23 protein-coding genes are annotated in these 24007 nt (G+C 69.4%); 16 read left to right on the plus strand and 7 right to left on the minus strand.

Going from position 1 to position 24007, the window contains the following annotated elements; all coding sequences use genetic code 11:
- Window positions 1-179: 179 nt before the first annotated feature.
- From LR394_RS21545 to LR394_RS21585, 9 genes are all read left to right on the plus strand, one after another.
- Window positions 180-839 carry an alpha/beta hydrolase gene (locus tag LR394_RS21545; protein WP_231444744.1) on the plus strand — a complete coding sequence of 220 codons (660 nt, stop codon included), beginning with the start codon at window positions 180-182 and terminating at the stop codon, window positions 837-839.
- On the plus strand, window positions 836-2086 hold the full coding sequence (locus LR394_RS21550; protein WP_231444746.1) for an NAD(P)/FAD-dependent oxidoreductase: 1251 nt from the start codon (window positions 836-838) through the stop codon (window positions 2084-2086). The genes LR394_RS21545 and LR394_RS21550 overlap by 4 nt, the downstream gene beginning before the upstream one ends.
- Window positions 2083-2844: a DUF1365 domain-containing protein gene (locus tag LR394_RS21555; protein WP_231444748.1), complete on the plus strand. Its 762-nt coding sequence runs from the start codon at window positions 2083-2085 to the stop codon at window positions 2842-2844. The genes LR394_RS21550 and LR394_RS21555 overlap by 4 nt, the downstream gene beginning before the upstream one ends.
- Entirely contained in the window at window positions 2841-4157 is a 1317-nt protein-coding gene (locus LR394_RS21560; protein WP_231444750.1) for an SAM-dependent methyltransferase, read from the plus strand. The genes LR394_RS21555 and LR394_RS21560 overlap by 4 nt, the downstream gene beginning before the upstream one ends.
- Window positions 4154-5377 carry an SAM-dependent methyltransferase gene (locus tag LR394_RS21565; RefSeq protein WP_231444752.1) on the plus strand — a complete coding sequence of 408 codons (1224 nt, stop codon included), beginning with the start codon at window positions 4154-4156 and terminating at the stop codon, window positions 5375-5377. The genes LR394_RS21560 and LR394_RS21565 overlap by 4 nt, the downstream gene beginning before the upstream one ends.
- A gap of 6 nt (window positions 5378-5383) precedes the next feature.
- Window positions 5384-6187 carry a DUF1295 domain-containing protein gene (locus tag LR394_RS21570; RefSeq protein ID WP_231444754.1) on the plus strand — a complete coding sequence of 268 codons (804 nt, stop codon included), beginning with the start codon at window positions 5384-5386 and terminating at the stop codon, window positions 6185-6187.
- 365 nt (window positions 6188-6552) lie between these two features.
- On the plus strand, window positions 6553-7947 hold the full coding sequence (locus LR394_RS21575) for a DUF2786 domain-containing protein (RefSeq protein WP_231444757.1): 1395 nt from the start codon (window positions 6553-6555) through the stop codon (window positions 7945-7947).
- Between the two features lie 122 nt (window positions 7948-8069).
- Complete coding sequence (locus tag LR394_RS21580; protein ID WP_231444759.1) at window positions 8070-8486, plus strand: hypothetical protein; 417 nt, start codon at window positions 8070-8072, stop codon at window positions 8484-8486.
- Between the two features lie 108 nt (window positions 8487-8594).
- A complete protein-coding gene (locus tag LR394_RS21585) occupies window positions 8595-8876 on the plus strand; it encodes a DUF4287 domain-containing protein (protein ID WP_231444761.1) in 282 nt (93 codons plus the stop codon).
- Window positions 8877-8970: 94 nt separating this feature from the next.
- Here the strand turns inward: LR394_RS21585 and LR394_RS21590 are convergent, their stop codons facing one another.
- Together LR394_RS21590 and LR394_RS21595 are read right to left on the minus strand one after the other, a co-directional pair.
- Window positions 8971-9858: an SRPBCC family protein gene (locus LR394_RS21590; protein WP_231444763.1), complete on the minus strand. Its 888-nt coding sequence runs from the start codon at window positions 9856-9858 to the stop codon at window positions 8971-8973.
- On the minus strand, window positions 9855-10184 hold the full coding sequence (locus LR394_RS21595) for an ArsR/SmtB family transcription factor (protein ID WP_231444765.1): 330 nt from the start codon (window positions 10182-10184) through the stop codon (window positions 9855-9857). Before LR394_RS21595 ends, LR394_RS21590 begins: the two co-directional genes overlap by 4 nt.
- Window positions 10185-10294: 110 nt before the next feature.
- Between LR394_RS21595 and LR394_RS21600 the strand changes: the two genes are divergently transcribed.
- Window positions 10295-10939: an SRPBCC domain-containing protein gene (locus tag LR394_RS21600; protein WP_231444767.1), complete on the plus strand. Its 645-nt coding sequence runs from the start codon at window positions 10295-10297 to the stop codon at window positions 10937-10939.
- Window positions 10940-10953: 14 nt separating this feature from the next.
- A complete protein-coding gene (locus tag LR394_RS21605) occupies window positions 10954-11346 on the plus strand; it encodes an ArsR/SmtB family transcription factor (RefSeq protein WP_231444769.1) in 393 nt (130 codons plus the stop codon).
- Between the two features lie 43 nt (window positions 11347-11389).
- Here the strand turns inward: LR394_RS21605 and LR394_RS21610 are convergent, their stop codons facing one another.
- Both LR394_RS21610 and LR394_RS21615 read right to left on the minus strand, forming a co-directional pair.
- Complete coding sequence (locus LR394_RS21610; protein ID WP_231444771.1) at window positions 11390-13168, minus strand: ABC transporter ATP-binding protein; 1779 nt, start codon at window positions 13166-13168, stop codon at window positions 11390-11392.
- On the minus strand, window positions 13165-14904 hold the full coding sequence (locus LR394_RS21615) for an ABC transporter transmembrane domain-containing protein (RefSeq protein ID WP_231444773.1): 1740 nt from the start codon (window positions 14902-14904) through the stop codon (window positions 13165-13167). Before LR394_RS21615 ends, LR394_RS21610 begins: the two co-directional genes overlap by 4 nt.
- Before the next feature lie 81 nt (window positions 14905-14985).
- Between LR394_RS21615 and LR394_RS21620 the strand changes: the two genes are divergently transcribed.
- The 3 genes from LR394_RS21620 to guaA are packed head-to-tail and all read left to right on the plus strand — an operon-like array spanning window position 14986 to window position 17828.
- Entirely contained in the window at window positions 14986-15786 is an 801-nt protein-coding gene (locus LR394_RS21620; protein ID WP_231444775.1) for an SURF1 family protein, read from the plus strand.
- Window positions 15787-15812: 26 nt separating this feature from the next.
- Window positions 15813-16223 (plus strand): DUF3817 domain-containing protein, encoded by a 411-nt coding sequence (locus LR394_RS21625; protein ID WP_231444777.1) that lies wholly within the window; start codon window positions 15813-15815, stop codon window positions 16221-16223.
- A gap of 21 nt (window positions 16224-16244) precedes the next feature.
- Window positions 16245-17828 (plus strand): glutamine-hydrolyzing GMP synthase, encoded by a 1584-nt coding sequence (gene guaA / locus LR394_RS21630; RefSeq protein ID WP_231444779.1) that lies wholly within the window; start codon window positions 16245-16247, stop codon window positions 17826-17828.
- A 101-nt stretch (window positions 17829-17929) separates the two neighbouring features.
- Here guaA and LR394_RS21635 read toward each other — a convergent pair whose 3' ends face one another.
- The 3 genes from LR394_RS21635 to LR394_RS21645 form a co-directional block, all read right to left on the minus strand.
- Complete coding sequence (locus tag LR394_RS21635) at window positions 17930-18793, minus strand: NAD-dependent epimerase/dehydratase family protein (RefSeq protein ID WP_231444781.1); 864 nt, start codon at window positions 18791-18793, stop codon at window positions 17930-17932.
- A 99-nt stretch (window positions 18794-18892) separates the two neighbouring features.
- Entirely contained in the window at window positions 18893-19687 is a 795-nt protein-coding gene (locus LR394_RS21640; RefSeq protein ID WP_231444783.1) for a nucleotidyltransferase family protein, read from the minus strand.
- The gene (locus tag LR394_RS21645) at window positions 19680-20207 is read right to left on the minus strand and encodes an NUDIX domain-containing protein (RefSeq protein ID WP_231444785.1); all 528 of its coding nucleotides are present in this window, start codon (window positions 20205-20207) and stop codon (window positions 19680-19682) included. The genes LR394_RS21640 and LR394_RS21645 overlap by 8 nt, the downstream gene beginning before the upstream one ends.
- 163 nt (window positions 20208-20370) lie before the next feature.
- Between LR394_RS21645 and LR394_RS41865 the strand changes: the two genes are divergently transcribed.
- Window positions 20371-21588 carry an NUDIX hydrolase gene (locus LR394_RS41865; protein ID WP_331283090.1) on the plus strand — a complete coding sequence of 406 codons (1218 nt, stop codon included), beginning with the start codon at window positions 20371-20373 and terminating at the stop codon, window positions 21586-21588.
- 112 nt (window positions 21589-21700) lie between these two features.
- Entirely contained in the window at window positions 21701-23869 is a 2169-nt protein-coding gene (locus LR394_RS21660) for an Eco57I restriction-modification methylase domain-containing protein (protein WP_231444787.1), read from the plus strand.
- The last annotated feature ends 138 nt before the right edge of the window (window positions 23870-24007 follow it).

The raw sequence follows: 24007 nt of genomic DNA on the forward strand, positions 1-24007 counted from the left end.
ATCCGGGCCCATCCGCGTTTTGCCGAGCTGTACCTGCCGGTCACGTTTCGTTGCGGCAGGCTGTGATCCGACGTCGATCCAAGCCTGGTTGAGCCGGAAGGACGTGGCGGTCCGGATGAGCACGAAAATATTCCGAAGATCGAGGCATCCGCACCGGCCCTCGGCTCCGAAGCATTCACGTGGGTAATCGATTCCTGCAGACCGGCCGGCATCTGGCTGTACGTGGTGCCGGGTTGTCGCCCGAGCAGGTCCGGGCTGTCGCGCTGGTGCTGCACGGCGGCCGGGTGAGCGGGCGTGAGCCGGTCACCTGGTACCAGCCTGCCGTGCTCCGGATGAACCTGCTGGCCGAGGCCCTGCATCGCCGGGTACACCGGCACGGCGTCCAGGTCTGGAACCTGCGCTTCGCGGTGCGGGGGTGGAACGGCCCCGAAGCCTCGCCGCTCGCCGATGCCCGCTGGGCTTTAGAGCAAATCAGAGGACGTTGTGCTCGCCCGATCGTGTTGGTCGGACATTCGATGGGGGCCCGGACGGCACTGCGCGTCTCGGGTGAACCGGATGTTTGCGGCGCGGTGGGGCTGGCGCCGTGGGTTCCCCCGGAGGATCCGGTGGACCAACTCGCCGGGCGCTCGGTGGTACTGGTGCACGGCACGGCCGACCGGGTCACCGATCCGGCGTTGACCGCCGCCTACGCGCAGCGGGCTCGGCCAGTGGCCAAATCGTTGGTGCACCAAGAAATACCGGAGGCCGGGCATGCCATGCTGCAGTCGGTCCGACGGTGGGACGATCTGGCGGCGGCCGGGGTGCTGGACATCCTGGCGGCGAACGGGGTTCGCTCATGAGACGCCGGATTGCGGTGATCGGCAGCGGAGTCTCCGGGCTGACAGCCGCCTACGTCCTGCAGAAGTCGGCCGACGTCACGCTGTACGAGGCGGATTCCCGGCCGGGCGGGCACGCGGACACTCACACCGTGATCGGCTCGGAAGGTCGAGAATTGTTTATGGACACCGGTTTTCTGGTGCACAACGCTCGTACCTATCCCACCCTGCTACGGCTGTTCGACGAGCTCGGGGTGGCCACGCAGGAGACCGATATGAGCATGTCGGTGCGCTGCGACGGTTGTGGGCTGGAATATTCGGGCGGGCAGGGCGCTCGCGGAATCGTGCCTCGGGCAGGCCTTCTGGTCAATGCCCGGTTCCTGAAAATGCTGCTGGAGATCCTGCGTTTTCACCGTCAGGCCCGGGAAATGCCGCCCGACGACGATCTGACCATGGCCGAATTCCTCAGCCGGGGCCGTTATTCGGACTACTTCACCGCGCATTTCATCGTGCCGTTGATCGCCGCGGTCTGGTCGTGCAGTGCCGAGACCGCGCTGCGTTATCCGGCGCGATACCTGTTCGTCTTTCTGGACAATCACGGCATGCTCGCGGTCGGCGGTTCGCCGAGTTGGCGCACGGTCGTGGGCGGTTCGGTGCGTTACGTCGAGCTGATCACCAAGCAGCTCTCCACGGTCAAATTGGGGACGTCGGTGCGCACCTTGCGTCGTTGTCCGGAGGGTGGCGTCGAGATCCGTTCGCAGAACGACGAGCTTGAACGATTCGATGCGGCGGTGGTGGCCACGCATCCGGATCAGGCTCTGCGGCTGCTGGATTCGCCGTCGGGTGCCGAAAGAAAGGCCCTCGGGGCTTTTCGGTACAGCATCAATCCGGCTGTTCTGCACACGGATTCATCGGTCATGCCCCGGGCTGAGCGAGCGGCCGCATCGTGGAACTACCTGATGCCGCGCTGCTCCGGCGGAGCCGAGTCGGTGCAGGTCAGCTACGACCTGACCCGGCTGATGCGACTGGACGTACCGCAGCGCTACCTGGTTTCGCTGAATGCGGCGGCGGTGCGGCCGGATCTGGTCATCGATCAGATGAAGTACGCGCACCCGCAGTACACGCCGGAGTCCGTGGCCGCCCAGAAGCTGCTGCCCGCGCTGAACGACGGCACGCTCGCCTTCGCCGGGGCCTATCACGGCTGGGGATTCCACGAAGACGGAGCCCGATCCGGCCTGGCCGCAGCTTCTTCACTGGGAGGCCACTGGTGAGGCATCGCCTTCGAGTTCCCAACGCCGTCGTCGATCGATCCGGTGGCCCGGCCATCTACTCATGTTCCATCCGGCATACTCGGACCACGCCGCTGCGTAACCATTTTCAGTACCGCAGCTACCTCTGGTTCGTCGACCTGGACGACCTACCCCGCGCCCCTCGTCCATTGGCTGATTTTCGGGCCTCTGACCACCTCGGCTCCGGGCCGCAGATCCGCGCCAACCTGGACGACTACCTGGCCACGCAGGGCATTGATCTGGACGGTGGCCGGGTTCGGCTGCTCACCGCCGCGCGGGTGCTCGGATATGTGTTCAACCCGCTGTCGGTGTACTGGTGCCACGACCGTTCCGGCGAGCTGGTCTGCGTGGTGGCCGAGGTGCACAACACCTACGGCGGGCGGCACTGCTATCTGATCCGCACCGACGAGCATGGCCGGGGACAGGTCGAAAAAGACTTCTACGTATCCCCGTTCGAGCCATCCTCCGGCGGTCACTACACCATGTCGCTGCCCGAACCCGGCGAAGATCTCGACCTCACCGTCACCCTGCACCGACCCGGTCAGGCCCCCTTCGTCACCGGAGTGAAAGGCCGCCGTCACCCGGCCACCCGCCGCGTCATCGCCCGCTTCGCCCTCCGCTTCCCGTTGGCTCCGCTCGCCGTCACTGCCCGTATCCGTTTCCAGGGCATCAAACTCTGGGCCCGGGGCCTGCGCATCGTGCCCCGCCCGGCCCACGTTCGTCAGGAGGCAGTCGAATGAGCACTACCGATCCGACCGGGTTCGGCGTTGCCCTTCCGGCCCTGGCCTGGCCCGACGTGGTGCGGGTACCCCCGGGCGGACTACGCGCGGTGGCGGCGCGAGCACTCTTCCGACAGGCGGTCACCCGGTTGCCCATCCGCGTCGAACTAGGCGATCGCCGAGGCGAACGAGTGTTCGGTGCGGGCGGCCCGGGCGATCCGGTCATGCGCATCGTCCGGCCCGAGGACTTCTTCGCCCGGGTCGGCAATGACGGGCTGATCGGGTTCGGCGAGTCCTTCCAGGCCAGCGACTGGCAGGCGCTGCCCCCGGCCGAACCGGCGCCCGGGCGCGGCGAGGATCCGCTGGTCGAGTTGCTCACCGTCTTCGCCACTCAGCTGTCCCGGCTGGTCCCGCCCACCCTGCAACGCCTACGCCGCTTCGCCGTGCGCAGCCGCCCGGCCGCCGACGAGAACACCCCCGACGGCTCGCGGACCAACATCGCCCGGCACTACGACCTGTCCAACGAGCTCTTCGCCACGTTCCTCGATCCCACGCTGACCTATTCCGCCGCCCTGTTCGACCACGAGGTCGGCAATACCTGGAACGACCTGGAAGCCGCGCAGCTGCGCAAGATCGACCGCCTGCTGGACGAATGCCGGGTCGGGCCGGGCAGCCGGATGCTCGAGATCGGAACCGGATGGGGGCAACTGGCTCTGCGGGCAGCCCAGCGAGGTGCCTCGGTACATTCGATCACGCTCTCCCACGAGCAATTGCTGCTGGCCCGCCAACGCGTAGCACAGGCCGGGCAGTCCGAGCGGGTGACGATAGAACTGCGCGACTACCGTGATGTGGCTGGACAGTACGACGCCATCGTCAGCGTCGAAATGATCGAGGCGGTCGGCGAAGCCTATTGGCCGGCGTACTTCGACGCTGTCGACCGTTGCCTGGCCCCCGGCGGAAGCGTCGGTGTGCAGGCCATCACCATGCCGCACGAGCGTTACGTTGCCTCCCGAAACACCTGGACCTGGATCCAGAAGTACGTATTCCCAGGCGGTCTCATTCCCTCGGTAACGGCCTTGCAGCAGGCCGTCGGAGGTACCTCGCTGCGGGTGACGAGCGATCTGTCGTTCGGCCCGGCCTATGCCGAGACCCTGCGACTGTGGAGACAGCGCTTCGAGGCCGCGTCGGAAGAGCTTCAGGCGCTCGGCTTCGACGACATCTTCCGCCGGATGTGGACGCTGTACCTGGCCTACTCCGAGGCCGGATTCCGCGCTCGCTACCTGGACGTGCACCAGTTCGTCCTGCGCCGGCCCGAAGCGCAGGACCGGTCATGAACGCGGCCCAGCGTCTGGTACCTGTCGCCGAGGCACTACTCGGCCCCAGCCTGCCGATCCAGATCCGCCTCTGGGACGGCTCTCAGATCGGCCCGCCCGATGCCCCGGCCCTGGTCGTCCGATCACCTCGGGCGCTGCGCCGGTTGCTCTGGCATCCGGGCGAACTCGGACTGGCTCAGGCCTACGTGAGCGGTGAGATCGACGTCGAGGGCGACCTGACCGACGGCCTGCGCCGAGTCTGGTCGCAGGCCCGGCAACGCGGCCTGTCCACCCGTTCTTTGCTTGCCCTGGCGCCCCAGATCCTGTCTCTGGCCAAGGAATCCGGTGCTCTCGGCCGCCCGCTCCCGCCCCCGCGTTCCCAGGCTCGAATCCGCGGCCAGCTACACACTTCCGCCCGGGACAAGGCTGCGATCGCTCATCACTACGACCTGTCCAACGATTTCTACGAACTCGTCCTCGACCCCCAGATGGCCTACTCCTGCGCCTACTTCACCCACGCCGAGCAGTCCCTGGAGTCCGCCCAGAAGGCCAAGCTCGACCTGGTCTGCGGCAAGCTGGAACTGCAGCCCGGCAACCGGCTGCTCGACGTGGGCTGCGGCTGGGGATCGCTGAGCATCCATGCGGCGCAGCACTTCGACGTCCAGGTAACCGGCATCACGCTTTCGGCGCAGCAAGCTGCGTTCGTGCGCACACGCGTCCAAAAGCTGGGTCTTGAGCACCGGATCACGATCAAGCTGCTCGACTACCGTGACCTGGCCGGCGAACCGTTCGATGCGGTGGCCTCACTGGAGATGGGCGAGCACGTGGGCCAGGCCAACTACCCGGTGTACGCCCAAACCCTGCGGCGGATGGTGGTTCCGGGCGGTCGGGTCCTGGTGCAGCAGATGTCCCGGAGCGCCGGTCGTCCCGGTGGCGGGGCGTTCATCGAGGCCTACATCGCCCCGGACATGCACATGCGCCCGCTGGGCGAGACCGTGGCCCTTCTGGAACAGGGCGGGCTGGAGGTACTCGGCGTGCAGGCCCTGCGCGAGCACTACGTCCGCACCGCCCACGCCTGGTCACAACTGCTCGAACAACGTTGGGACGAGGTGGTCGCCCGGGTCGGCGAGGAAATGGCCCGGGTCTGGCGGATCTACCTGGCCGGTGGTGCTCTGGCGTTCGAGGAGGGACGGATGGGCGTGGATCAGATCCTGGCCGTGCGAGCCGATTCGAAGGGTTGATCGTTCATGCTGGCGGATATCTGGCCGGTGCTGCTCACCGGCCTGGTCGCGGCCCTGGTGCTGCAGGTGCTCACCTTCTTCTACGCCCTGCGGGTGCGGCGATTCAGCGTTGTCGACGTCACCTGGGGCCTGAGCTTCGCGCTGATCGCCGTTCTCGCCTGGCTGGTCTCGACGGGTGGCCCGGCCGATCCGCTGCGCCGGGGCCTGATGCTGGTGCTGGTAACGGTCTGGGGCGTGCGGCTGGCCTGGCACATCGGCCAACGCCAGCGCGGTGAGACGGCCGACGACCCGCGGTACACGGAAATGCTGTCGCGCTCGTCTGGTCACCCGAAGCTCGTCGCCCTGCGCAAGGTGTTCCTGCTGCAGGCGGTGGTGGCCTGGTTCGTCGCCTTGCCGGTGCAGTTCTCAATGGCAGACGCCGGTGGTCCGGGCCCGCTGTTGTGGCTCGGGGTGGCGGTCTGGGGCATCGGGTTCTTCTTCGAGGCGGTGGGCGATCGGCAACTGCGGCGCTTCAAGGCTTCACCGGCCAACCGCGGCCGGGTGATGGACCAAGGCCTGTGGCGATACACCCGCCACCCGAACTACTTCGGCGACGCCTGCGTGTGGTGGGGCATCTACCTGATCGCCGCCGACGCCGGATGGTCCGCCCTGACCGTGCTCTCGCCCCTGCTGATGACCTGGTTCCTGGCCGCCAAGACCGGCAAACCGCTGTTGGAGAAGCAGCTTTCCCGCTCCCGTCCGGGCTATGCCGACTACGTCGAACGAACCAGCGGGTTCATTCCCTGGCCGCCTCGGCGCCCCCGATCCTGACCAGCCCTCTCCTCGGCCCTGTTCCTGGTCTGCTGTCCCCTCGCTGGCTGTCTTCTCCTTGGACCGCCCTTTCTCTCGGCCCGACTTCCCTCGCCCGGCACACGGCTCCTTCCGCCTCCTGTCCGCCGGTCCTTTCTCTTCCCGGCCCTGGCCCACTCGAGTTCGGGCCTTCGTGGCCTGCCCTTCCTGAGCCACAGGACGGAGTAGGGCCACACCGGAAATGTGTACACCTGGTACCCACAAGGTGACCGGAGCTCCCGGCCGTCCACAGTTCGTATGAGTCGTGACCTGTGAGAAGTCCTCCTTGTCCACCTACCCGCCTGCCGGGTTCCTGGTCCTCCGGCCGCAAAACCTAAGGTGTCGGCATGGGTAGCAGAGACCGCCGCAAGAGCAGCGGCACCGGGTTCAGAGGCGCTGACGGCCTCGCCGCTGATCTTCCGCCGGTCCGGCTGGCCGAGATTCTGCTGCAGTCGGCCATGAACGTGCTCAGCAGCAACGATCGGGCGGGCTTCGAGTCGGTGTCCGAGGTTCTGGTGCAACGGCCGGACGTGGACGAGTGGCGTTCGTACGTGGTGCGCGACCTGGCCACACGCCTGCCTTCGGCTGTGCAACAGGCCTGGTCACGGGGCTGGGAACCGGCCGACGTGATCCGCTACGTCGGCCGTCGGCTGGGCCCCGGCCGGGCCGGGCTGGCCGCCGAGGCGGTCTCCGAGCAGTTGGCCGGGTATGCCGCGGTCACCGTCGATCCGCGGTGGCATGCCCAGGTGGCCGAGTTCGAGGTGGACCGCTGGTGGCCGGCCGGGCAGAGCGTTGTGCAAGCCCGCCTGGAACGGGACAGCTGGGTGGTGTTCGCGCCGGAGCTGCTGGAGCTGGTTGCTTTCCTGCTGGTGTTGCCCGGCCTGGAGCGCATCGGGCCGCCGCCGGGGGAGTACCGAGCCTCCGAGGCCAATGGCGCTGGTGGAGCGAACGGCCCCGGGGCTGGGCCGGCAGGAGCTGGGCCGAACGGCGCCGGACCGATGGGCGCCGGTGGGGGAGCCCGGCCGGTGGACGAGCGGGTGCTCAGCCGGATCCGGGCGCTGTTGGCCAAAGCCGAGGCCACCACCTCAGAAGCCGAGGCCGAGGCCTTCACCGCCGGGGCGCAGGAACGCATGGCTCGGCACAGCATCGACCTGGCCATGGTGCAGGCCGCCTCCGGGCAGGGCCATGGTGGCGCTCACGGCGAACGCCCGGCCACCCGCCGCATCTGGATCGACCCGCCCTACGAACAGTCCAAAACAGTTCTGCTGAATGCCGTTGCCTCGGCCAACCGCACCCGCTCGGTCTGGACCAAGAACATCGGCTTCTGCACGGTGATCGGTTTCGGCGCCGACCTGGATGCGGTCGAGGCGTTGTTCACCTCGCTGCTGGTCCAGGCCACGGCCGCGATGAACCGGGCCGGGCGGATCGAAGAGGCCGGCGGCCGGGCGCGCAGCAAGACCTTCCGGCAGTCGTTCCTGGCCGCCTACGCCTTCCGGATCGGTGAACGCCTGACCGAGGTCACCCAGCAGCAGACCGAGGCGGCGCGCACCGAGATCGGCGACGACCGCCTGCTGCCGGTGCTGGCCAGCCGTCAGCAGGACGTGGAGGACCGGTTCGCCGAGTTGTTCCCCAGCGTGACCCGGGGCCGCAGCATCCGGGTGGGCGACGCGATGGGCTGGGCCAGCGGCCGGGGCGCCGCCGACCAGGCCACCTTCGGGACCTCGGCGCAGGTGAGGCCGTAGGAGAGGTAATCAGGACAACCGAACTGAGGACGGGTCCCATCCTTTGGTCGCATCGGTGGTCTTCGAGGGATCAGACGGTTGAGTGACGCCGGTCAGGGTGCCCCGCCCATAGCTTCTTGCTCATGGAGACGACGAGTAAGACCCAGCTTCAATCCGGCGCTGCTGCTCCTCGCGGACGTCGTCGGTGGCCGGTGATGGTCGGCACCGCAGTGGTCGTGGTGCTGTTCATCCTGGGCTGCCGCTGGGTGGTCGGAGACAACCTGGCCGTACTCGAGAAGACCAACCGCAAGGAGTGCGTGGCGGAGCAGTACTGCGTGACCTGGGTCAGCTATCCGGATCTGCTGGTCTCCAAGGGAAGGGATGAGGTGCACGTCTATCGCGTGGGACAGGAGAACGGCCGCTTCTACTCGGTGACCGACCCGTTCGCCGGTGACGTCGCCGACGCCGAGGTGAGCCTGACCGACGGCGGGATCACCGTCTCCAACAGCAGCGTCACGATCACCTGGAGCGCCGACACCCTGGGCCTGCTCGCAGATTGACGCCGAAATGCCCGATGAGTTCGGCCCGGGGGAGCGGTCTGATCGGGTAGGACTGCGGTAGTCCGCGTAGCCAGCAGTCTGCAGTAGCCAGCAGCACGAGGAGAAGCGATGTCTTTCCAGGCCTACATCGACGCCGTCGAGGTCAAGTCCGGCATGATCCCGTCCGCCCTGCTCGAGGTGGCCCGGGAACGCGGTTTCAGCGAGACCAGCAAGGCAAACGACGTAGCGGCCTGGCTGAAGGAGGATTACGGCATCGGGCGGGGCCACGCCATGGCGTTCTTCCACGTGCTGAAGAACGGTCCGGAGATCAGCGAAAAGCACGTCGGCAGCGGCGGTACCCACGAAGACGAGTCCGCAGTACTGCGGCTGGACGGCAAAGCCAACCGCTGAGCCGGAGCCGGAACCAGAGTCGGAGCCGGGCACGGGAGCGACGCCGAAGTTCGAAGCCGGAGCCGAGGGCCCGGTGGCCGGAGGTGGTGGCCGGTCAGGCCGAGTTCGGCCCAGCGGCCCCGACCTCGGCGTTGGCTTCGGCGTTGGCCAGGTCAGCCGTTGCCCGGGCCAAGGCCTCCACCAAGTCGGCGCCCCAGACCTGCGCAGCAGCATCCAACTCCGATTCACCAGAGCCCGACACCTCCAGGATCAGCCGGGCTCCCTGACCCGTGCCTGCCCCGAACCGAGCCCGGCCCTCCTGCCCCGGCACCCCGTCGGCGACCTCGAAAGCGAACTCGCGTGGGGCGTCTACCGTTGTGATCTTCCCGAGCAACGAATCCGAGCCCGCCGAAGCACCAAAAGCACTGCCCACCGAGACCGCCGATGCGCCCAGCCACAAGCTCCAGACGCGATCGGCCGAAGTGCTCAACTGGCGCTCGTAATTCAGTCGCCACCCAGAAGCGGTGCGCGTCACGTCCGGAGCATCAAGGCCGAATCGCCGGGCCAGTTCCTCGTGTCGATCGGACTTCTTGCGGCCCTGCGGTGCCGGAGCATTCTCCGAGAACATCGCCTCGAGGCAGATCTCCCAGCCGGTGGCGAAACTGGCTGCGCCGGGCCGGTCGTCGAACAGGTGCACCAGCGTGAACACGGTGCCTTCGCCGTCCGGGGTCAGAGTGAACTCCAGCTGGTCGGTGTCCCAGGTGAACACCAGGCGGTGCGGCGGATCGGCCTCGAGCACGATGCCGAAGAAGGGTTCGTCGCCCTGCGGGTCGAACACTACTTTGCCTGCGGTCAGATCGAACTCGACCTGGCTGGGGAACCACTTGGCCAGGCTGGCGGGCTCGGTCACGGCGCGCCAGACCTGCTCCACCGGATGGTCGTAGCGCCGCTCCAGCCGGACGGCGGGGCGCTCACGGTCGTTCAGGTACTGCGGCTCGGTCATCGATCCTCCTCGGGCGGGGCGGCAGCAAGGGCGTCGAGTTGGTCCCCGAGCCGGTCCAGGTGCTCGGACCAGATCCAGCGGTACGGCTCGAGCCAGTTCGCCACCTCGGTGAAGGGTTCCGGGCGAAGCTCGTACCAGCGGCGCTGGGCCTCGGCCCGCACGCTGACGAATCCGGCCTCGCGCAGCACCCGCAGCTGCTTGGACACGATCGGCTGGCTGATCCCGAGCTCCTCGACCAGTTCCCCGACCGAGCGAGGACCCTGCCGCAGGAGGCTCAGGATCTCGCGCCGGGCCGGCAGCGCAAGGATTTCGAAGACGGTCAGCACCCACTGAAAGTAGCGCGTCAGATATATACCGTCAAGGGAATGTAGCGTGAATGGAGGCTATGTATAGACTGGAATTTATATAAGCAGCCATCGATCTGAGGAGTGCGAACGTGGACGTTGCAACCGCGGCAGGCCTGGTGGTCCGGGAGATCCGGAACTCCACCAGGGACGGGGTGTCGACCAAGGTGCAGATCGCTCGCCGCACCTACGCCACTGATCAGGCCGATCTCTGGGACACCCTGACCAACGCCGAGCGCATCCCCCGCTGGTTCCTGCCGATCAGCGGCGATCTGCAGGTCGGTGGCAAGTATCAGCTCGAAGGCAATGCCGGGGGTACGGTCGAGCGCTGCGAGGCCCCCGAGGTCTTCGCCATCACCTGGGAGTTCGGCGGGATGACGTCGTGGGTCCAGGTCCGCGTACAGCCGGACGGGGCGGGGGCGACGCTGGAGCTGGAGCACGAAGCGGTTGTGCCGCAGGAGATGTGGGACCAGTTCGGCCCGGGCGCCACCGGCGTCGGCTGGGACGGCGGGCTCTACGGGCTCGGCCTGTACCTGGAGACGAATGCGCCGATGGATCCGGCCGCAGCCGCCCTGTGGGGTACCACGCCGGAGGGGAAGGAATTCATGCGGCTCTGCTCGGAGAGCTGGGCCGAGGCGGCCATCGCGTCAGGGGACGAGCCCGAGGCGGCGCGTGCGTCGGCAGCTCGGGTCCTGGCGTTCTACACCACCGCCCCCGAGGACGAATCGGGCAACTGACAGGATCTCCCGCTATGGAAGGCGTGTTCGAGGCGTTAGGCGATCCAGTGCGGCGGCACCTCCTGGAGTTGCTGTCGGCCGGAGAGTTGCCGGTGGGCGCGTTGGTGACGGCGGTCGGTACGCGGACCGCCGTCACCCAGCCGGCCGTCTCGCACCACCTGAAGGTGTTGCGGGAGGCCGGTCTGGTCACGGTGCGGGCGCAGGGGCAGCGCAGGCTGTACGCGATCGACGAGGCGGGGGTAGCAGCGGCCCGCGACTGGCTGGACGCGCTGCGCAACCCCGTCGAAATGCTGGCGCAGCCGCTCGATGCCCTGGCCACCGAGATCTCGCGGGGGCAGCGCGAACGGCGTAAAGGGCAGCAGAACAATGGACGTGGGGCGCCGGGGAGCGCTCGTGAGGCCGGTTGATCAGGGCGGCTGGGTCAACCGGGGGACGCACGTGGGCGCGGTGTCAGGGAGCGTCGCCCTGGTCCTGCCAGGAACGCCATAGCGCGGCATAGGAACCGTCTCGCTGCAGCAACTCCTCGTGCGTGCCCAGTTCGCTGATCCGGCCGTCCTCCACCACCGCCACCCGGTCGGCATCGTGCGCAGTGTGCAGCCGGTGTGCCACCGCCACCACCGTTCGGCCGGTCAGCACCGCCGACAGCGAGCGCTCCAGATGCCGGGCCGCCCGCGGGTCGAGCAGCGAGGTGGCCTCGTCCAGCACCAGGGTGTGCGGATCGGAGAGCGTCAGCCGGGCCAGGGCAACCTGCTGCGCCTGACTCGGCCGCAGGCTGTGCCCGCCCGAACCCACCACCGTCGCCAGCCCTTCCGGCAACTGCGCAACCCAGCCCGACGCGTCCACTGCTGAAATCGCCCGGAGCAGCTCCTCGTCCGAGGCATCCGGCCGGGCCAGCCGTAGGTTGTCCGCCAGAGTCCCGACGAAGACATGCTGTTCCTGCGTGACCAGGGCGACCTGTTGACGCAACTGCGGCAGCGGCAGATCGACCAGATCAAGGCCGTCCTGATCCGAGGTGACTCGGGCCCGGCCGGCCCGGGGCGGATGAATCCCGGCCAGCAACCGGCCCAGGGTGGATTTCCCGGCACCGCTCGGCCCCACCACCGCCAGCCGCTCACCCGGCCGTAGCGTCAACGAGATCCCGTGCAGCACATCGATTCCGTCGCGATAGGCGTACCGCACCTCCTCGGTCGCGATCGAGCGCGGGCCGGCCGGCAACGTGGCGACGTCAGCCCGGACCTCCCGATCGTCGGGCACCTGGCCGACTCCGATGATCCGGGCCAGTGAGGCCCCACCGGTCTGCAGTTCGTCCATGAAATCCAGCACCAGGACGAACGGGCCGATCAACTGCGACGCGTACAGCGCGATCGTGGTGACCTCGCCGATCTGCGCGTGCCCGGCGCTGATCAGCCAGCCACCCCAGGCCAGGGCAACGGCAACCGGCAGGAGATATCCGAACTCGGCGCAGGGGTACCAGACCGAGCGCAGCCACAGCGTGTACCGCTCGGCCCGGTAGATCCGCGACAGGTTCTGATCGGTCCGTTGCTTACGCTGCGCCCCGAGCCGCAGCGCGGTGACCGTCCTTGCCCCATCCAGGGTTTCGCTCACCGTACCGTCGAGCTCGGCGTACGCCGCCATCTCGGCCAGGTAGCCGTCCCGCACCCGGCGCAGGTACCAGCGAGTACCCGGAACTACCACGAGCAGCGCGCTCAGAGTGCCCAGGCCGACCAGCGGGGCGGTGATCACGATCGCGACCGCGGTCACCACCGTGCCGACTGCTCCGACCAGCAGGTTGGGAACGGCGTAACGCACGCTGTAGCTGACCGATTCGACATCGCTGGTGGTCCTCGCGATCAGGTCACCGCTGCCGGCCTTCTCCACCACGGACAGCGGCAACCGGGTGACGTCGCGCAGAAACCCTTCCCGCAGTTCGGCAAAGACTCGTTCGCCCAGCACCAGCGAACTGCGGTGCGCGTACCAGGCCAGGGCCGCCTGCAGCAGGGTGGCCACCACGAGCAGAGCCACGGCCTGGTTGATGGTCGCCGCGGTGGCCGTGCCGCGGGTGAAATCCTCGACCAGCGCACCCAGCAGCGCAGGCCCGGCCAGACCGGCTACGGCGGCCGCACAGTGCGCCGCGGCAGAACCGGCGAAGCCACCCCGATGCCGGCCCAGCAACCGCGAGGTCTCGCGGCGCACCAGCTCAGGCGAGGCGACCGGAAGCTGCGTGTTCACGACAACACCTCCAGCGGAGAATCTTCGCGCACCACGACATCTCGGTACCGGGCGTCGGAACGCAGAAGCTGTCGGTGCGTGCCCTCGGCGATCACTCGTCCGTCCTCCAGCAGCACCACGTGGTCGCAGCCCTCCAGCAGCAGCGGACTGGCCGTGACCACCAGGGTCGTTTCCCCCGAACGGGCCCGGCTCAGTCGTTCGGCGATCCGGGCCTCGGTATGGGCGTCCACCGCAGAGGTCGGCTCGACCAGAATCAGCACCTGCACCTCCGGCCGCGACGCCAGAAGCACGGCCCGGGCCAGAGCCAGCCGTTGCCGCTGCCCGCCGGAGAAGTCCCTACCCCGTTCCCCGACCGTCGCCGTCAGCCCGTCCGGCAGCCCCGCCAGCACATCCTCCGCAGCGGCCGTGCGCACCGCCGCCAGCACCTCGGCATCCGTAAACGCCGAGGCCGGATCGATCTGCTCGCGCAAAGTGCCGGTGAAGAGCCAAGGTTCGGCATCGCTCAAGAGAATCCGCCGGCGCACCTCATCGGCCGCAATCTCCGCCAGAGCCACCCCGCCCCAGGTCGGCGAGGGCCCCACCGAGGAAAGCCGCACGAACCGGTCCGTGATCTCGATACCGGTCTCCGGCCGGGCGCTGACCAGGGCAGTCAGCTGCCCCGGGCGAACCCGCAGACCTGACCCGGGGTCAACCAGCTCGGAAGGTGAACCGGGCAGCGCGACCCCAGCCACAACGTCCTCTGGTGGGCTTTTCTGCTCCAGCACCGCGATGATCCGCCCGGCGGCCACTCTCGAGCGCACCCACATCGCGAGCACGCCCGTCGCCGTCTCCAGCGGAAGCCGCAGGAACGCGGTGACGGCGTACACCGTGACCAGGTCGCCCACACTCAGCCGCCCGGTCAGCACTCCGTGCGCCGCCAGCCAGGTCAGCCCGGCCAGGAACAGCCCCGGCAGCAACACCTGCGCAGCCTCCAGCAGAGCCTGCAGCCCGGCCACCACCACACCCGCCCGCCGCACCTCCTGACTGCGCTCGGCGTACCGGTCGGTGAACTGCTGCTCCCCGCCGATACCCCGCAGCACCCGCAGACCGGCCACGGTGTCCGCGCCCAGCGAGGTCAGCTCACCCTCGGCCGTGCGGTGCCGGGACTGCCGGGTCTGCAACGGCCGGACCAGCACGATCGAGCAGGCTGCGAGCAACGGCAGGCCGATCACCACGAACAGCCCGACCGTGACGTCGATCCGCAGCAGGTACACCGTGACCGCGATGAACGAGACCAGCGCACCGGTACCGCGCGCCACCATGTCCATCAGGTCGGCGAAGCGGGTGGCGTCGGTGCCGGCGGCCTGCATCACCTCACCGGTGGTGGTCCGGGAGGCCACGGTCAGGCCGTGATCGGCCACGTGATGCCCGATCAGCTGCTGAGTGCGCAGCGCCGCCAGCAGCCAGTTGGACACGGAGAACCGGTGCCGCACCACACTGGTCACCGCTGCGGCCACGCACAGCCCGAGCAGCAGCAGGCAGCCCAGCACCAGATCGGAGCGGTTGCCGCGGACCAGCCCGGCGTCCACCGTGTTGCCCACCACCAGCGGGATCGCGGCCTGGGTGCCCATCCACAGCACCCCCGCCAGCCCCGCTCCGCACAGCGTCAGCCGCTGAGCCCCGCTGATCGAACGGAGGTAGGCCCCGGCCGAGGCGATCGAAGGTTGCTGAGGTGATGCATCGGGGAGAGTGATCACAGCTAGTCACGCTACGGACGCGCACCGGTCTTGCGCACCCCAGTTTCCAGGGCCGCACCGGCGCCGCGTTACCGTTGTCGGGTGCTGCGTACCGCCCTCAAGCCGAGATGGCTGGCGCTCCTGGTGGTGATGCTGCTCGCCGCCTCGGTGATGGCCAAGCTCGGCGACTGGCAGCTGCAGCGTGCCCGCGAGCACGGCGACTCCGCGCAGAAGGCCGAGCAGGCCGCCGAATCCGGCGCCTCGGTCCCGATCGGCGAGGTGCTGCGACCGAGCCAGACCTTCCAGCGCGAGGCGATCAACGCCAAGGTCTCCGCCACCGGGCACTGGAGCGGCGCGGACCAGTTGCTGGTACCCGACCGCGAACTCGACGGTGAGCCCGGGCTGTGGGTGCTCACCCCGCTGATCACCGAGGACGGCACCACCGTGCCCGTGGTCCGCGGCTGGGTGGCCGACGCCGCCGAGGCCACCGAACCCGACAGCGACACCGAGGTCACCGTGGTCGGCCTGGTGCAGCCGACCGAACCGTCCGCGGTGCGCGACCCGGGCGAGACCAGCGGCCTGCCCGAGGGCCAGATCGACCGGGTGGCCGCCGCCCAGCTGGCCGGGCTGTGGCCGCAGCCGATGGTCACCGGCTTCGTGGTGATGAGCTCGCAGACTCCGCAGACCGACCCGGCGCTGACCCTGGTGCCGCCGCCCACCTCGGACGGCAAGCTCGACTGGGGCAACGTCTCGTACGCGATCCAGTGGTGGGCCTTCGCCCTGATCGCCCTGCTGTTCTGGTTCCGCCTGGTCCGTGACGACCACAAGGGCCTGCTGCGCCGCGACCTCGAAGAAGAAGACGACGACGAGGACGAGGCCGCACCGGCCGTCTCCCACTCCTGAAGAACCGCACGAAAGAGGACGACACCATGGCCACCGGCCCACGCGCGAAGGCGCTCAGCAACGCCCTGCTGCGGTACCGGGTCCTGGCCTGGACCACCGGTATCTTCCTGCTGCTGCTGACCCTGCACATCGTGCTGCAGGGGTTCCAGGCCGCCGACACCGGCGAGTTCTGGTTCTCGAACGAGGGGATGAGCCAGATCGTCCCGGGCAGCGGCCACATCATCCCGATGATCCACGGCTGGCTCTACCTGGCCTACGTGATCGTCGCCGTGGACCTGTGGATGCGCACTCGGCTGCCCGCCTGGGGCACCGTCGGCGTGGTGCTGGCCGGGACCATTCCGGTGATGTCGTTCGTGGCCGAGCGCTGGGTGACCGCCCGGGTGCAGCCCATGGTCGGCGCGGTGAAGGAGAAGAAGGCCGGAACGGTCAGCTCCTGAAACAGCACTACCCTGGTCCGCGTGAGTCAACCCCCTGCGGACCACCGCCCCGTGCTGGTCGTCGACTTCGGTGCCCAGTACGCCCAGCTGATCGCCCGCCGCGTGCGCGAGGCCAACGTCTACTCCGAGATCGTGCCCTCGAGCATGCCGGTCGCCGACATCCTGGCCAAGGACCCGGCCGCGATCGTGCTGTCCGGCGGCCCGAGCAGCGTGTACGAGGAAGGCGCCCCTCAGGTCGACCCGGCGCTGTTCGAGGCCGGGGTACCGGTGCTGGGCATCTGCTACGGCTTCCAGGCGATGGCCCTGGCCCTGGGCGGCGAGGTGGCGCACACCGGGCTGCGGGAGTACGGCGGCACCAAGGTCGCGGTCACCGCGCAGGAGAGCACGCTGCTGCACGGCACTCCCGCCGACCAGTCGGTGTGGATGAGCCACGGCGACGCGGTGCACAACGCCCCGCCCGGGTTCAGCGTGCTGGCCGAGTCCTCCGGCGCCCCGGTGGCGGCGTTCGAGAACCCGGAGAAGAAGTTCTACGGCGTGCAGTGGCACCCGGAGGTCAAGCACTCCACCTTCGGCCAGAAGGTGCTCACCAACTTCCTGCACACCGGCGCCGGCCTGCCGGGTGACTGGACCACCGGCAACGTGATCGAGGAGCAGGTCGCCCGGATCCGCGCCGAGGTCGGCGACGCGAAGGTGATCTGCGCGCTCTCCGGCGGGGTCGACTCCGCGGTCGCCGCCGCGCTGGTTCAGCGCGCCGTCGGGGACCAGCTGACCTGTGTGTTCGTCGACCACGGGCTGCTGCGCTCGGGTGAGGCCGAGCAGGTCGAGCAGGACTTCGTGGCCTCCACCGGGGTCAAGCTCAAGGTCGTGGACGCGGTCGAGCGGTTCGCCACGGCGCTGGCCGGGGTCAGCGACCCGGAGACCAAGCGCAAGATCATCGGCCGGGAGTTCATCCGGGTCTTCGAGGACGCGGCGCGCGAGCTGGTCGAGGAGGCCCAGGAGTCCGGCGGCGGAGACGTCGAGTTCCTGGTCCAGGGCACGCTCTACCCCGACGTGGTGGAGTCCGGCGGCGGCACCGGCACGGCCAACATCAAGAGCCACCACAACGTCGGCGGGCTGCCCGACGACCTGCAGTTCAAGCTGGTCGAGCCGCTGCGCACGCTGTTCAAGGACGAGGTCCGCGCGGTCGGCGCCGAGCTCGGCCTGCCGGAGGAAATCGTTCAGCGCCAGCCCTTCCCGGGGCCGGGCCTGGCGATCCGGATCATCGGTGAGGTCACCAAGGAGCGGCTGGACACGCTGCGCCAGGCCGACGCGATCGTGCGGGCCGAGCTGACCGCGGCCGGGCTGGACCGGGAGATCTGGCAGTGCCCGGTGGTGCTGCTGGCCGACGTGCGTTCGGTCGGCGTGCAGGGTGACGGGCGTACCTACGGGCACCCGATCGTGCTGCGCCCGGTCTCCTCGGAGGACGCGATGACGGCCGACTGGACCCGCGTGCCCTACGAACTGCTGGCCAAGATCTCCACTCGGATCACCAACGAGGTGGCGGAGGTCAACCGGGTGGTGCTCGACGTGACGAGCAAGCCCCCGGGCACCATCGAGTGGGAGTAGAAGCCCTTTGAGCAACGGACGGTGTGGTCACCTACCTCGGTGACCACACCGTCCGTTGTTTGAAAGCTCTGGACCAACGGACGTTGTGGCTGGGTGGCGCTTCAGAAATCCCCGCCCGGGGTGGGCAGGAACGAGCGGGTGATCCCGCCCAGCGGCATCGAGGTCATCGGCCCCCCGACGCGCTCGGGCGCCGGCGGCGGCTGCTGACCAGTCCGCGAACGACGGCTTGTCTCCGGCGGAATCGATTCGGCAAAGGCCTCCGCGTCGTCCTCCGGCATGTACCCCAGCGCCCGCGCAGACCCCAGATCCCACCACGCCCGGGTGTTCGCCGAGATGCCGTACGCGATCACGTGACCCCGCACCTTGCCGCGCAGACTGGCGTCCATCAATCGCGCCGCGTCCGCCGGACTCAGCCAGGTGGACAGCTCCCGGCGATTCACTGGCGCGTCCTTACAAGCGCCGATCCGCAGCGAAACGACCTCCAGGCCGAACCGATCGGCGTACAGCTGGCCGAGCGCCTCCAGGGCGACCTTGGCCACGCCGTAGAACGTGTCGGGCCGGGGACGTACGTCTACCCCCAGGTCGCTACCGCCGGCGGTGCGTTCCCAGAAGCCGACGGCATGGCAGCTGCTGGCCAGCACCACACGCCGGATTCCCCGGCGCAGCGCCGCATCCAGCACCGCCTGGGTGCCCTGGACGTTGGCCTCGAGAATCTGCGCCAGGGGCGCCTCGTGCGGGATACCGGCCAGGTGGATCACCGCACCGCAGCCCACCGTGGCAGCGTCGAGCGCGTCCGCGTCGAGCACGTCGATGGAGCTGATGTCCGGGTCGCCGTCCGGCTCCCGGTCCAGCGAGTGCAGTTCCCAGCCCATGGCGGCCAGGCGCGGGCGCACCATCCGGCCGATGGTGCCCGCTGCCCCGGTGATCAGCACCGGGGACTGCGAGGAGGCCGCAAGGGTGGTCACCGTGGCGACAGTAGCCGGGCCCGCCGCGCTTGGCATCCCCCGATCGCGTGTCCGGACGGCGCTGGAGAGTGACCGGGGCATCCTCCGGTTCCCGCTCGATCAGCCCGCAACAGTGACCCTCCGCTCCCGGGAACCGGCCCGGATCTGGTGTTTCAGCGTCTCCTCGGGCCCCACGTAGGCGCCGTCCCAGACCACGCACGCGCTGACCTGACCCAGCACCTGAGCCCCGGCGCCGATCACGTTCTCGCCCTTTGAGGCGTGCAGATTGGCCTGGAGGTAGTCGGCCGGGGTGCCGCAGTCGATCGCCACGGTGGCCTCCGGCACCACGAAAAGGTCGAGCTGGTCCAGCTGGTGGCGCCACAGCACCTCGTACAGGCCGGTCGGCTCGGCCTTGAGGTCCTTGATCAGGTTCCAGGGCAGCAGACAGGCGCCGATGTACCGCACGCCCTGACCCGCGGCGGTGGTGAAGTCCTGCTTCACCGGATCCGGGCGGCACAGCAGCCGGCAGCGCTCGCCGTCCCAGCCGTCGGTGAAACCTGCCAGGCCGTCGGGCAGGTACTGGTCGGCGTTGGTCACCAGGGCGTCCCGGCCGTCCAGCCAGGGCAGCAGGTTGGCCACCCCGCCGGCCGTGCCCAGGGCCTCTTCGCCGGGTTCGACGGAGACCGTGGCCCGGGTGCCGCAGTGCTGCCGGATCTGGTCGGCGTGGTGGAACGCGTTGACGGCCAGGTGGGCCGGGCCGGCGCCGGTGAGCGGAGACAGGCGGTTCAGCGCGTGGTCGAGCAGCGCGACGTTGCCCACCGGGCACAACGGCTTGGGACGCAGCTCGGTCAGCGGCCGCAACCGCCTGCCCTCACCGGCGGCCAGGGCGATCCCGGCCGGCCGGTGCTCAGACAACACCGAGCTTGCGGCCCTGGTGCGGAGCCGGGTTGGCGCCCTGGAACCGCACGAACTCGGCCACAGCGGTGCGGGTGGGCTCGTCGGTGGTGGCCGGGTCCATCAGGTCCTCGATCGCGATCCAGCCGGCCTCCAGCGCCTCGCCGGCGGCCTCGACCGGGAACTGCTCCTCGACCCGGACCCAGAACAGGATGTCCACCCGGCGCGAGCCCGGCTCGACCACGGTGGAGAAGGGCAGGCCGACCTCGACCCGCAGGCCGGTCTCCTCCTCGACTTCGCGGACCACGGCCGAGGAGCCGTTCTCGCCCCGGTTGAGCAGGCCGCCGGGGAACGTCCAGCCTCTTCTGTGCCGCTGCTTGAGCATGAGTAAGTGGCCGTCGTGCTCGATCAGGGCCAGGGCACCGACCGTGTGGCCCGGGGCGACCCGGCGGATGATCCACAGACGGAGGAATCGGGGCAGACGGCGATAGAGGCTCAGAGCCATCGCATACGGGCGGCGCACTACCTGACGGCCGGACATCCCCGCAGGATAGGGCAGATGCCCGTTCCGGGTGATTCGGGTGGGGCCGTTGGGGTCGCGATCGGGCTCGTGAGGGGTGGTGGGCGGCGGCGTCAGGGCTGACCGGGCGGGTGTGCAGGACAACTGTCCAACAATTGACGGCGGTGGCCTGTAGCGTCTTCGGGTGCCGTCCGCCGAATCAGATCCTGATGTTCAGCCCTCTTCGTCCGCGTTGCGCCCAGTACAGCGGACCGCGGCGTACGGCGTGGTCAGTGACGGGTCGGGGGGTGTGCTGCTGCTGCGCGTGCCGGGTGGGCGCGATCCCGAGGGGCGTTGGTCGCTGCCTGGGGGAGTGGTGCGGCACGGGGAGCATCCGCGGGACCGGGTGCAGGCCGGGTTGCTGGAGCAGACCGGGCTGCGGGCGGCGAGCATCACGCCCCGCGATGCCACGGCCGACGTGGTGGAAATGCCGGAGCAGGGCGTGAGCGTGCACACGCTGCGGTTGCTGTTCGACGTGACGTTGTACGGGCAGCCGGCCGGGATCGGGGGGCCGGGGCGGTCTGCGGTGGTTGATGGCTCCGGGGTGCTGGCGCAGCAGCTGGAACTGGATCGGGTGGATCGGCTGCCGGGGGAGGACCCGGTGGTTGCCCCGGCGCTGGATGGTTCTCCGGTGGCGGTGGTCGTGCCACCGGACCCCGAACGTCCGGTGGCGCAGTTCGTCGGGCGGTTCATGGCGCCGCACGAGCTGGCCGGGTTGCCGCTCTCGGCCTTCCTGCACTCGGCTCTGCTGGCGGATGCTTCGGCCGAGGTGGTTCCCCCGAACATTGCGGTAGGGGGCGTGGAACTGCTGGACCCGGCGATCGATCCGACCCTGCTGGCAGGCCTGGGTGTCGTGGCCGAGACCGCTGCCGGGGCGGCCGAGGTACCGGTGTTCGTGCAGCGGCCGGCGGCCTATGCGGTGCTGGTGGACGAGAACGCCCCGGGCGGGGCCCGGATGCTGCTGAGCAAGCTGGCCAGCAGCGAGAGCACCTGGACGTTGCCCGGCGGCGGGATCGATCACGGCGAGCACCCCCGGCTGGCGCTGCAGCGAGAGATCTACGAGGAGGCGGGGCTGCCGTACACGGCCGGTCCGTTGATCGACATCTCCAGCCGGCACTTTGTCGGGCGGGCGCCGCACGGCCGGCTCGAGGACTTCCATGCCCTGCGGCTGATCTACGCGGGCTCGGTGCCGGTGGACCAGGAGCCAGAGGTGATCGAGGTGGACGGGTCGACCGACGAGGTGGCCTGGATCCCGGTGGCCGACTTCGACCGGGTCGGAGCGGTGCCGACTGCGCACGAAGCTCTGGCGGCATGGCGGGCGTACCGCGATGATGCTGAGTCGCAGGCAGTGGGGGAGAACTGATGGCGGGGACCTGGCGGATGCTGCGTAGGACGAGCCGTACCGTGCGGCGCTGGACTCGTCGTGCGGTGCGTCGGGCGGCTTGGGGACGGCGCAGACGCACCCGAGGTATCTGGTGAACCGTCGCGTGCGGGTCGCCCCCGAACTGACCGGCCAAGCCGGGCTGGTCCTTGCGGCGGCTGTGGAAATAGCCGCCGAACCGATTGCCCAGACCACCGATTCCGCTGCCGAGGAGCCTCAGGACCAGGAGCTCGACCCTCAGCTCTGGCGTGACCAGGCCGTTCTGCGGGCGGCCGAGAAAGCCTGGGCGGCCGGCGACATGGTCACGGTCGGTGCGCTGGCCACCGGCTACGACGCACTCCTGCTCTACGTGCCGGCCGAAATCGGCGGCGCCCTCGCACTTCAGCCCATCGGCAACGCCGAACGTCGTCACCGCGGCGCATTCAGCACCCCCGCCGTCTACGCCGATTCGTTGGCCCGGCGGGCGATCCCCGAGCTCCCGGCCGACGGATCCGTCCCCACCGTCGTCGACCCTGCCTGCGGTGCGGGCAATCTGCTGCGCGCCGCACTGGCCCGTCTCCTCTCCCTGGGAGTTCCGCCGGAGCAGGCGATCTGGGCGCTGCACGGGGTAGACGCCGATCCCGTGGCCGCATCACTGGCCCGGTCGGCCCTCGCCGCAGACCTCAGCCTGGCCGGCCGCCCGACCGAACCGGCCGAGCTGGAGAACCGGATCGTGGCCGGAGATGGCTTGTCCGGCGCATCGCCCAACCAAGCGGCGGCCGGCGCCGGGCTTAACTGGCACGAGGCTTTCCCAGCGGTGCTCGATGTCGAAGGGGCTGAGCCGGAGCCGGTTACCGGGTGGCGCGGCGGCTTCGACGTGGTGGTGGCCAACCCGCCCTGGGAAAGGCTGAAGGTGCATGCCCGCGACTGGGGCGGCGCCATTCCGGTAGGTCTGCGTGATCACCGGGCCGGAACCGCTCGGGCGCTGCGCGATGCCGGCCGGCACCCGCTGACCGGCGCCGGGGAGCTGAACGCCTACCTGCCCTTCGTCGAGACGTGCTGGCGTCTGCTCTCCCCGCAGGGCCGGGCCGCCCTGCTGGTCCCCGCCGGTATCGCCTCCGACCGCTCGGCCGCCCGCCTGCTGGAAGCCCTCTGCAACGCCGGTTCGCTGAGCCGCCTGCACCTGATCGAGCCCCGGGGGCCGATTTTCGCCGGGGTAAGCGGACGCGTCGGCGTGGCCTTCGTCGAGTTGCACGGGGGACCCACGTCATCCCGGGGCCCGGCCAGCGCCGAGGTAGCGGTAGGCCTGGCGGGCCCGGACCAACCGCCGGGGGAGCGGGCCTGGCAGCTGCCGGCCCACCTGCTGCGCGTGCTGAACCCCAACACGGCCACCGCGCCACTGTTCGCCTCCGCCACCGACGCCACCATCGTCACCGAAGCCCACCGCCGCACTCCGGTGCTGTTGCGTCGCGAACCCAGCACCGGCGTCCCCAGTTCTGATCCCTGGCAGTTGCGCCTCGTAACCCCGCTGCACATGACTCGCGACGCCCGGCACTTCCGCTCCGCGCCCGGCGAAGGCCTGGTACCGCTGTGGGAAGCGAAGCACTGCGCCATGCTCGACCCGAACGGCGGTACGACCACCGCGCCGCGCTACTGGGTGCCCATGGAGGTCGTCCAAGAACGCTACGGCGATCTGTGCCAAAGGGGGTGGCTGGCCGGATATCGCAACGTCTCCACCACCGTGGCCCCGCGCACGTTGCTGCCTACCCCGCTGCCCGTCGTGGCCGTAGGCAATTCGCTGCCCCTGATCTCCGCCGAGCGCCTGCCGCTGCTCCTGGCCGCCATGTCCACGCTGCCGGTGGACTACTTGCTCAGGCAGAAACATGCTGGCGCCAACGTGAATTTCTTTAAGCTTGAACAGGTGCCGGTGCCGCCGCCCGAGGCCTACGACCGCCCCTCACCCTGGGGCGAAGGCACGATCAACGATTGGGTGCTGGAGCGCTTCGCCCGGTCGGTGGTGTGGTCGGACGATCTGGCCGGGCTGGCCGCGGAGCTGCGGACGGCCGGGGTCGAGCCGGTGCCGGATCTGCCGTCGGAAGAGGTGGTGGCCGCCCGGGCCGAGCTCGATGCGGCCCACGCCATCCTGCTCGGTTTCGACCGGGTTGAACTTGTCCATCTGATGGGCACTTTCACTGCACTGCGCCGTCAGGAAGAGCTGCGGCACGGCGCCTGGCTGAGCGCCGAACGGGTGCTGCGCTCCTACGACCGCCTGAAAGCGGTGTGAATTCTCGGGGCAGGTGAAACGCCGGGTAACTGAACTGCGCCGTAGTTCATCCCCGCGTCGCCCAGCAGACACATCGTGTCGGGGCGGGCGTCGGCCGGTCTCGGTTTCCTGCCGTGTCGGGGGCGCCGCAACGGCGAA

Source organism: Kineosporia babensis (assembly GCF_021129305.1).
GTDB lineage: Bacteria > Actinomycetota > Actinomycetes > Actinomycetales > Kineosporiaceae > Kineosporia > Kineosporia babensis.

What these genes read in the sequence shown, in the direction of transcription:
- LR394_RS21590 (WP_231444763.1), bottom strand. Translation starts at nt 9,858, where the DNA reads ATGACCGAGCCGCAGTACCTGAACGACCGTGAGCGCCCCGCCGTCCGG.
- LR394_RS21570 (WP_231444754.1), top strand. Translation starts at nt 5,384, where the DNA reads ATGCTGGCGGATATCTGGCCGGTGCTGCTCACCGGCCTGGTCGCGGCC.
- LR394_RS21550 (WP_231444746.1), top strand. Translation starts at nt 836, where the DNA reads ATGAGACGCCGGATTGCGGTGATCGGCAGCGGAGTCTCCGGGCTGACA.
- LR394_RS21625 (WP_231444777.1), top strand. Translation starts at nt 15,813, where the DNA reads ATGGCCACCGGCCCACGCGCGAAGGCGCTCAGCAACGCCCTGCTGCGG.
- LR394_RS21560 (WP_231444750.1), top strand. Translation starts at nt 2,841, where the DNA reads ATGAGCACTACCGATCCGACCGGGTTCGGCGTTGCCCTTCCGGCCCTG.
- LR394_RS21585 (WP_231444761.1), top strand. Translation starts at nt 8,595, where the DNA reads ATGTCTTTCCAGGCCTACATCGACGCCGTCGAGGTCAAGTCCGGCATG.
- LR394_RS21645 (WP_231444785.1), bottom strand. Translation starts at nt 20,207, where the DNA reads ATGTCCGGCCGTCAGGTAGTGCGCCGCCCGTATGCGATGGCTCTGAGC.
- LR394_RS21605 (WP_231444769.1), top strand. Translation starts at nt 10,954, where the DNA reads ATGGAAGGCGTGTTCGAGGCGTTAGGCGATCCAGTGCGGCGGCACCTC.
- LR394_RS21575 (WP_231444757.1), top strand. Translation starts at nt 6,553, where the DNA reads ATGGGTAGCAGAGACCGCCGCAAGAGCAGCGGCACCGGGTTCAGAGGC.
- LR394_RS21565 (WP_231444752.1), top strand. Translation starts at nt 4,154, where the DNA reads ATGAACGCGGCCCAGCGTCTGGTACCTGTCGCCGAGGCACTACTCGGC.
- LR394_RS21580 (WP_231444759.1), top strand. Translation starts at nt 8,070, where the DNA reads ATGGAGACGACGAGTAAGACCCAGCTTCAATCCGGCGCTGCTGCTCCT.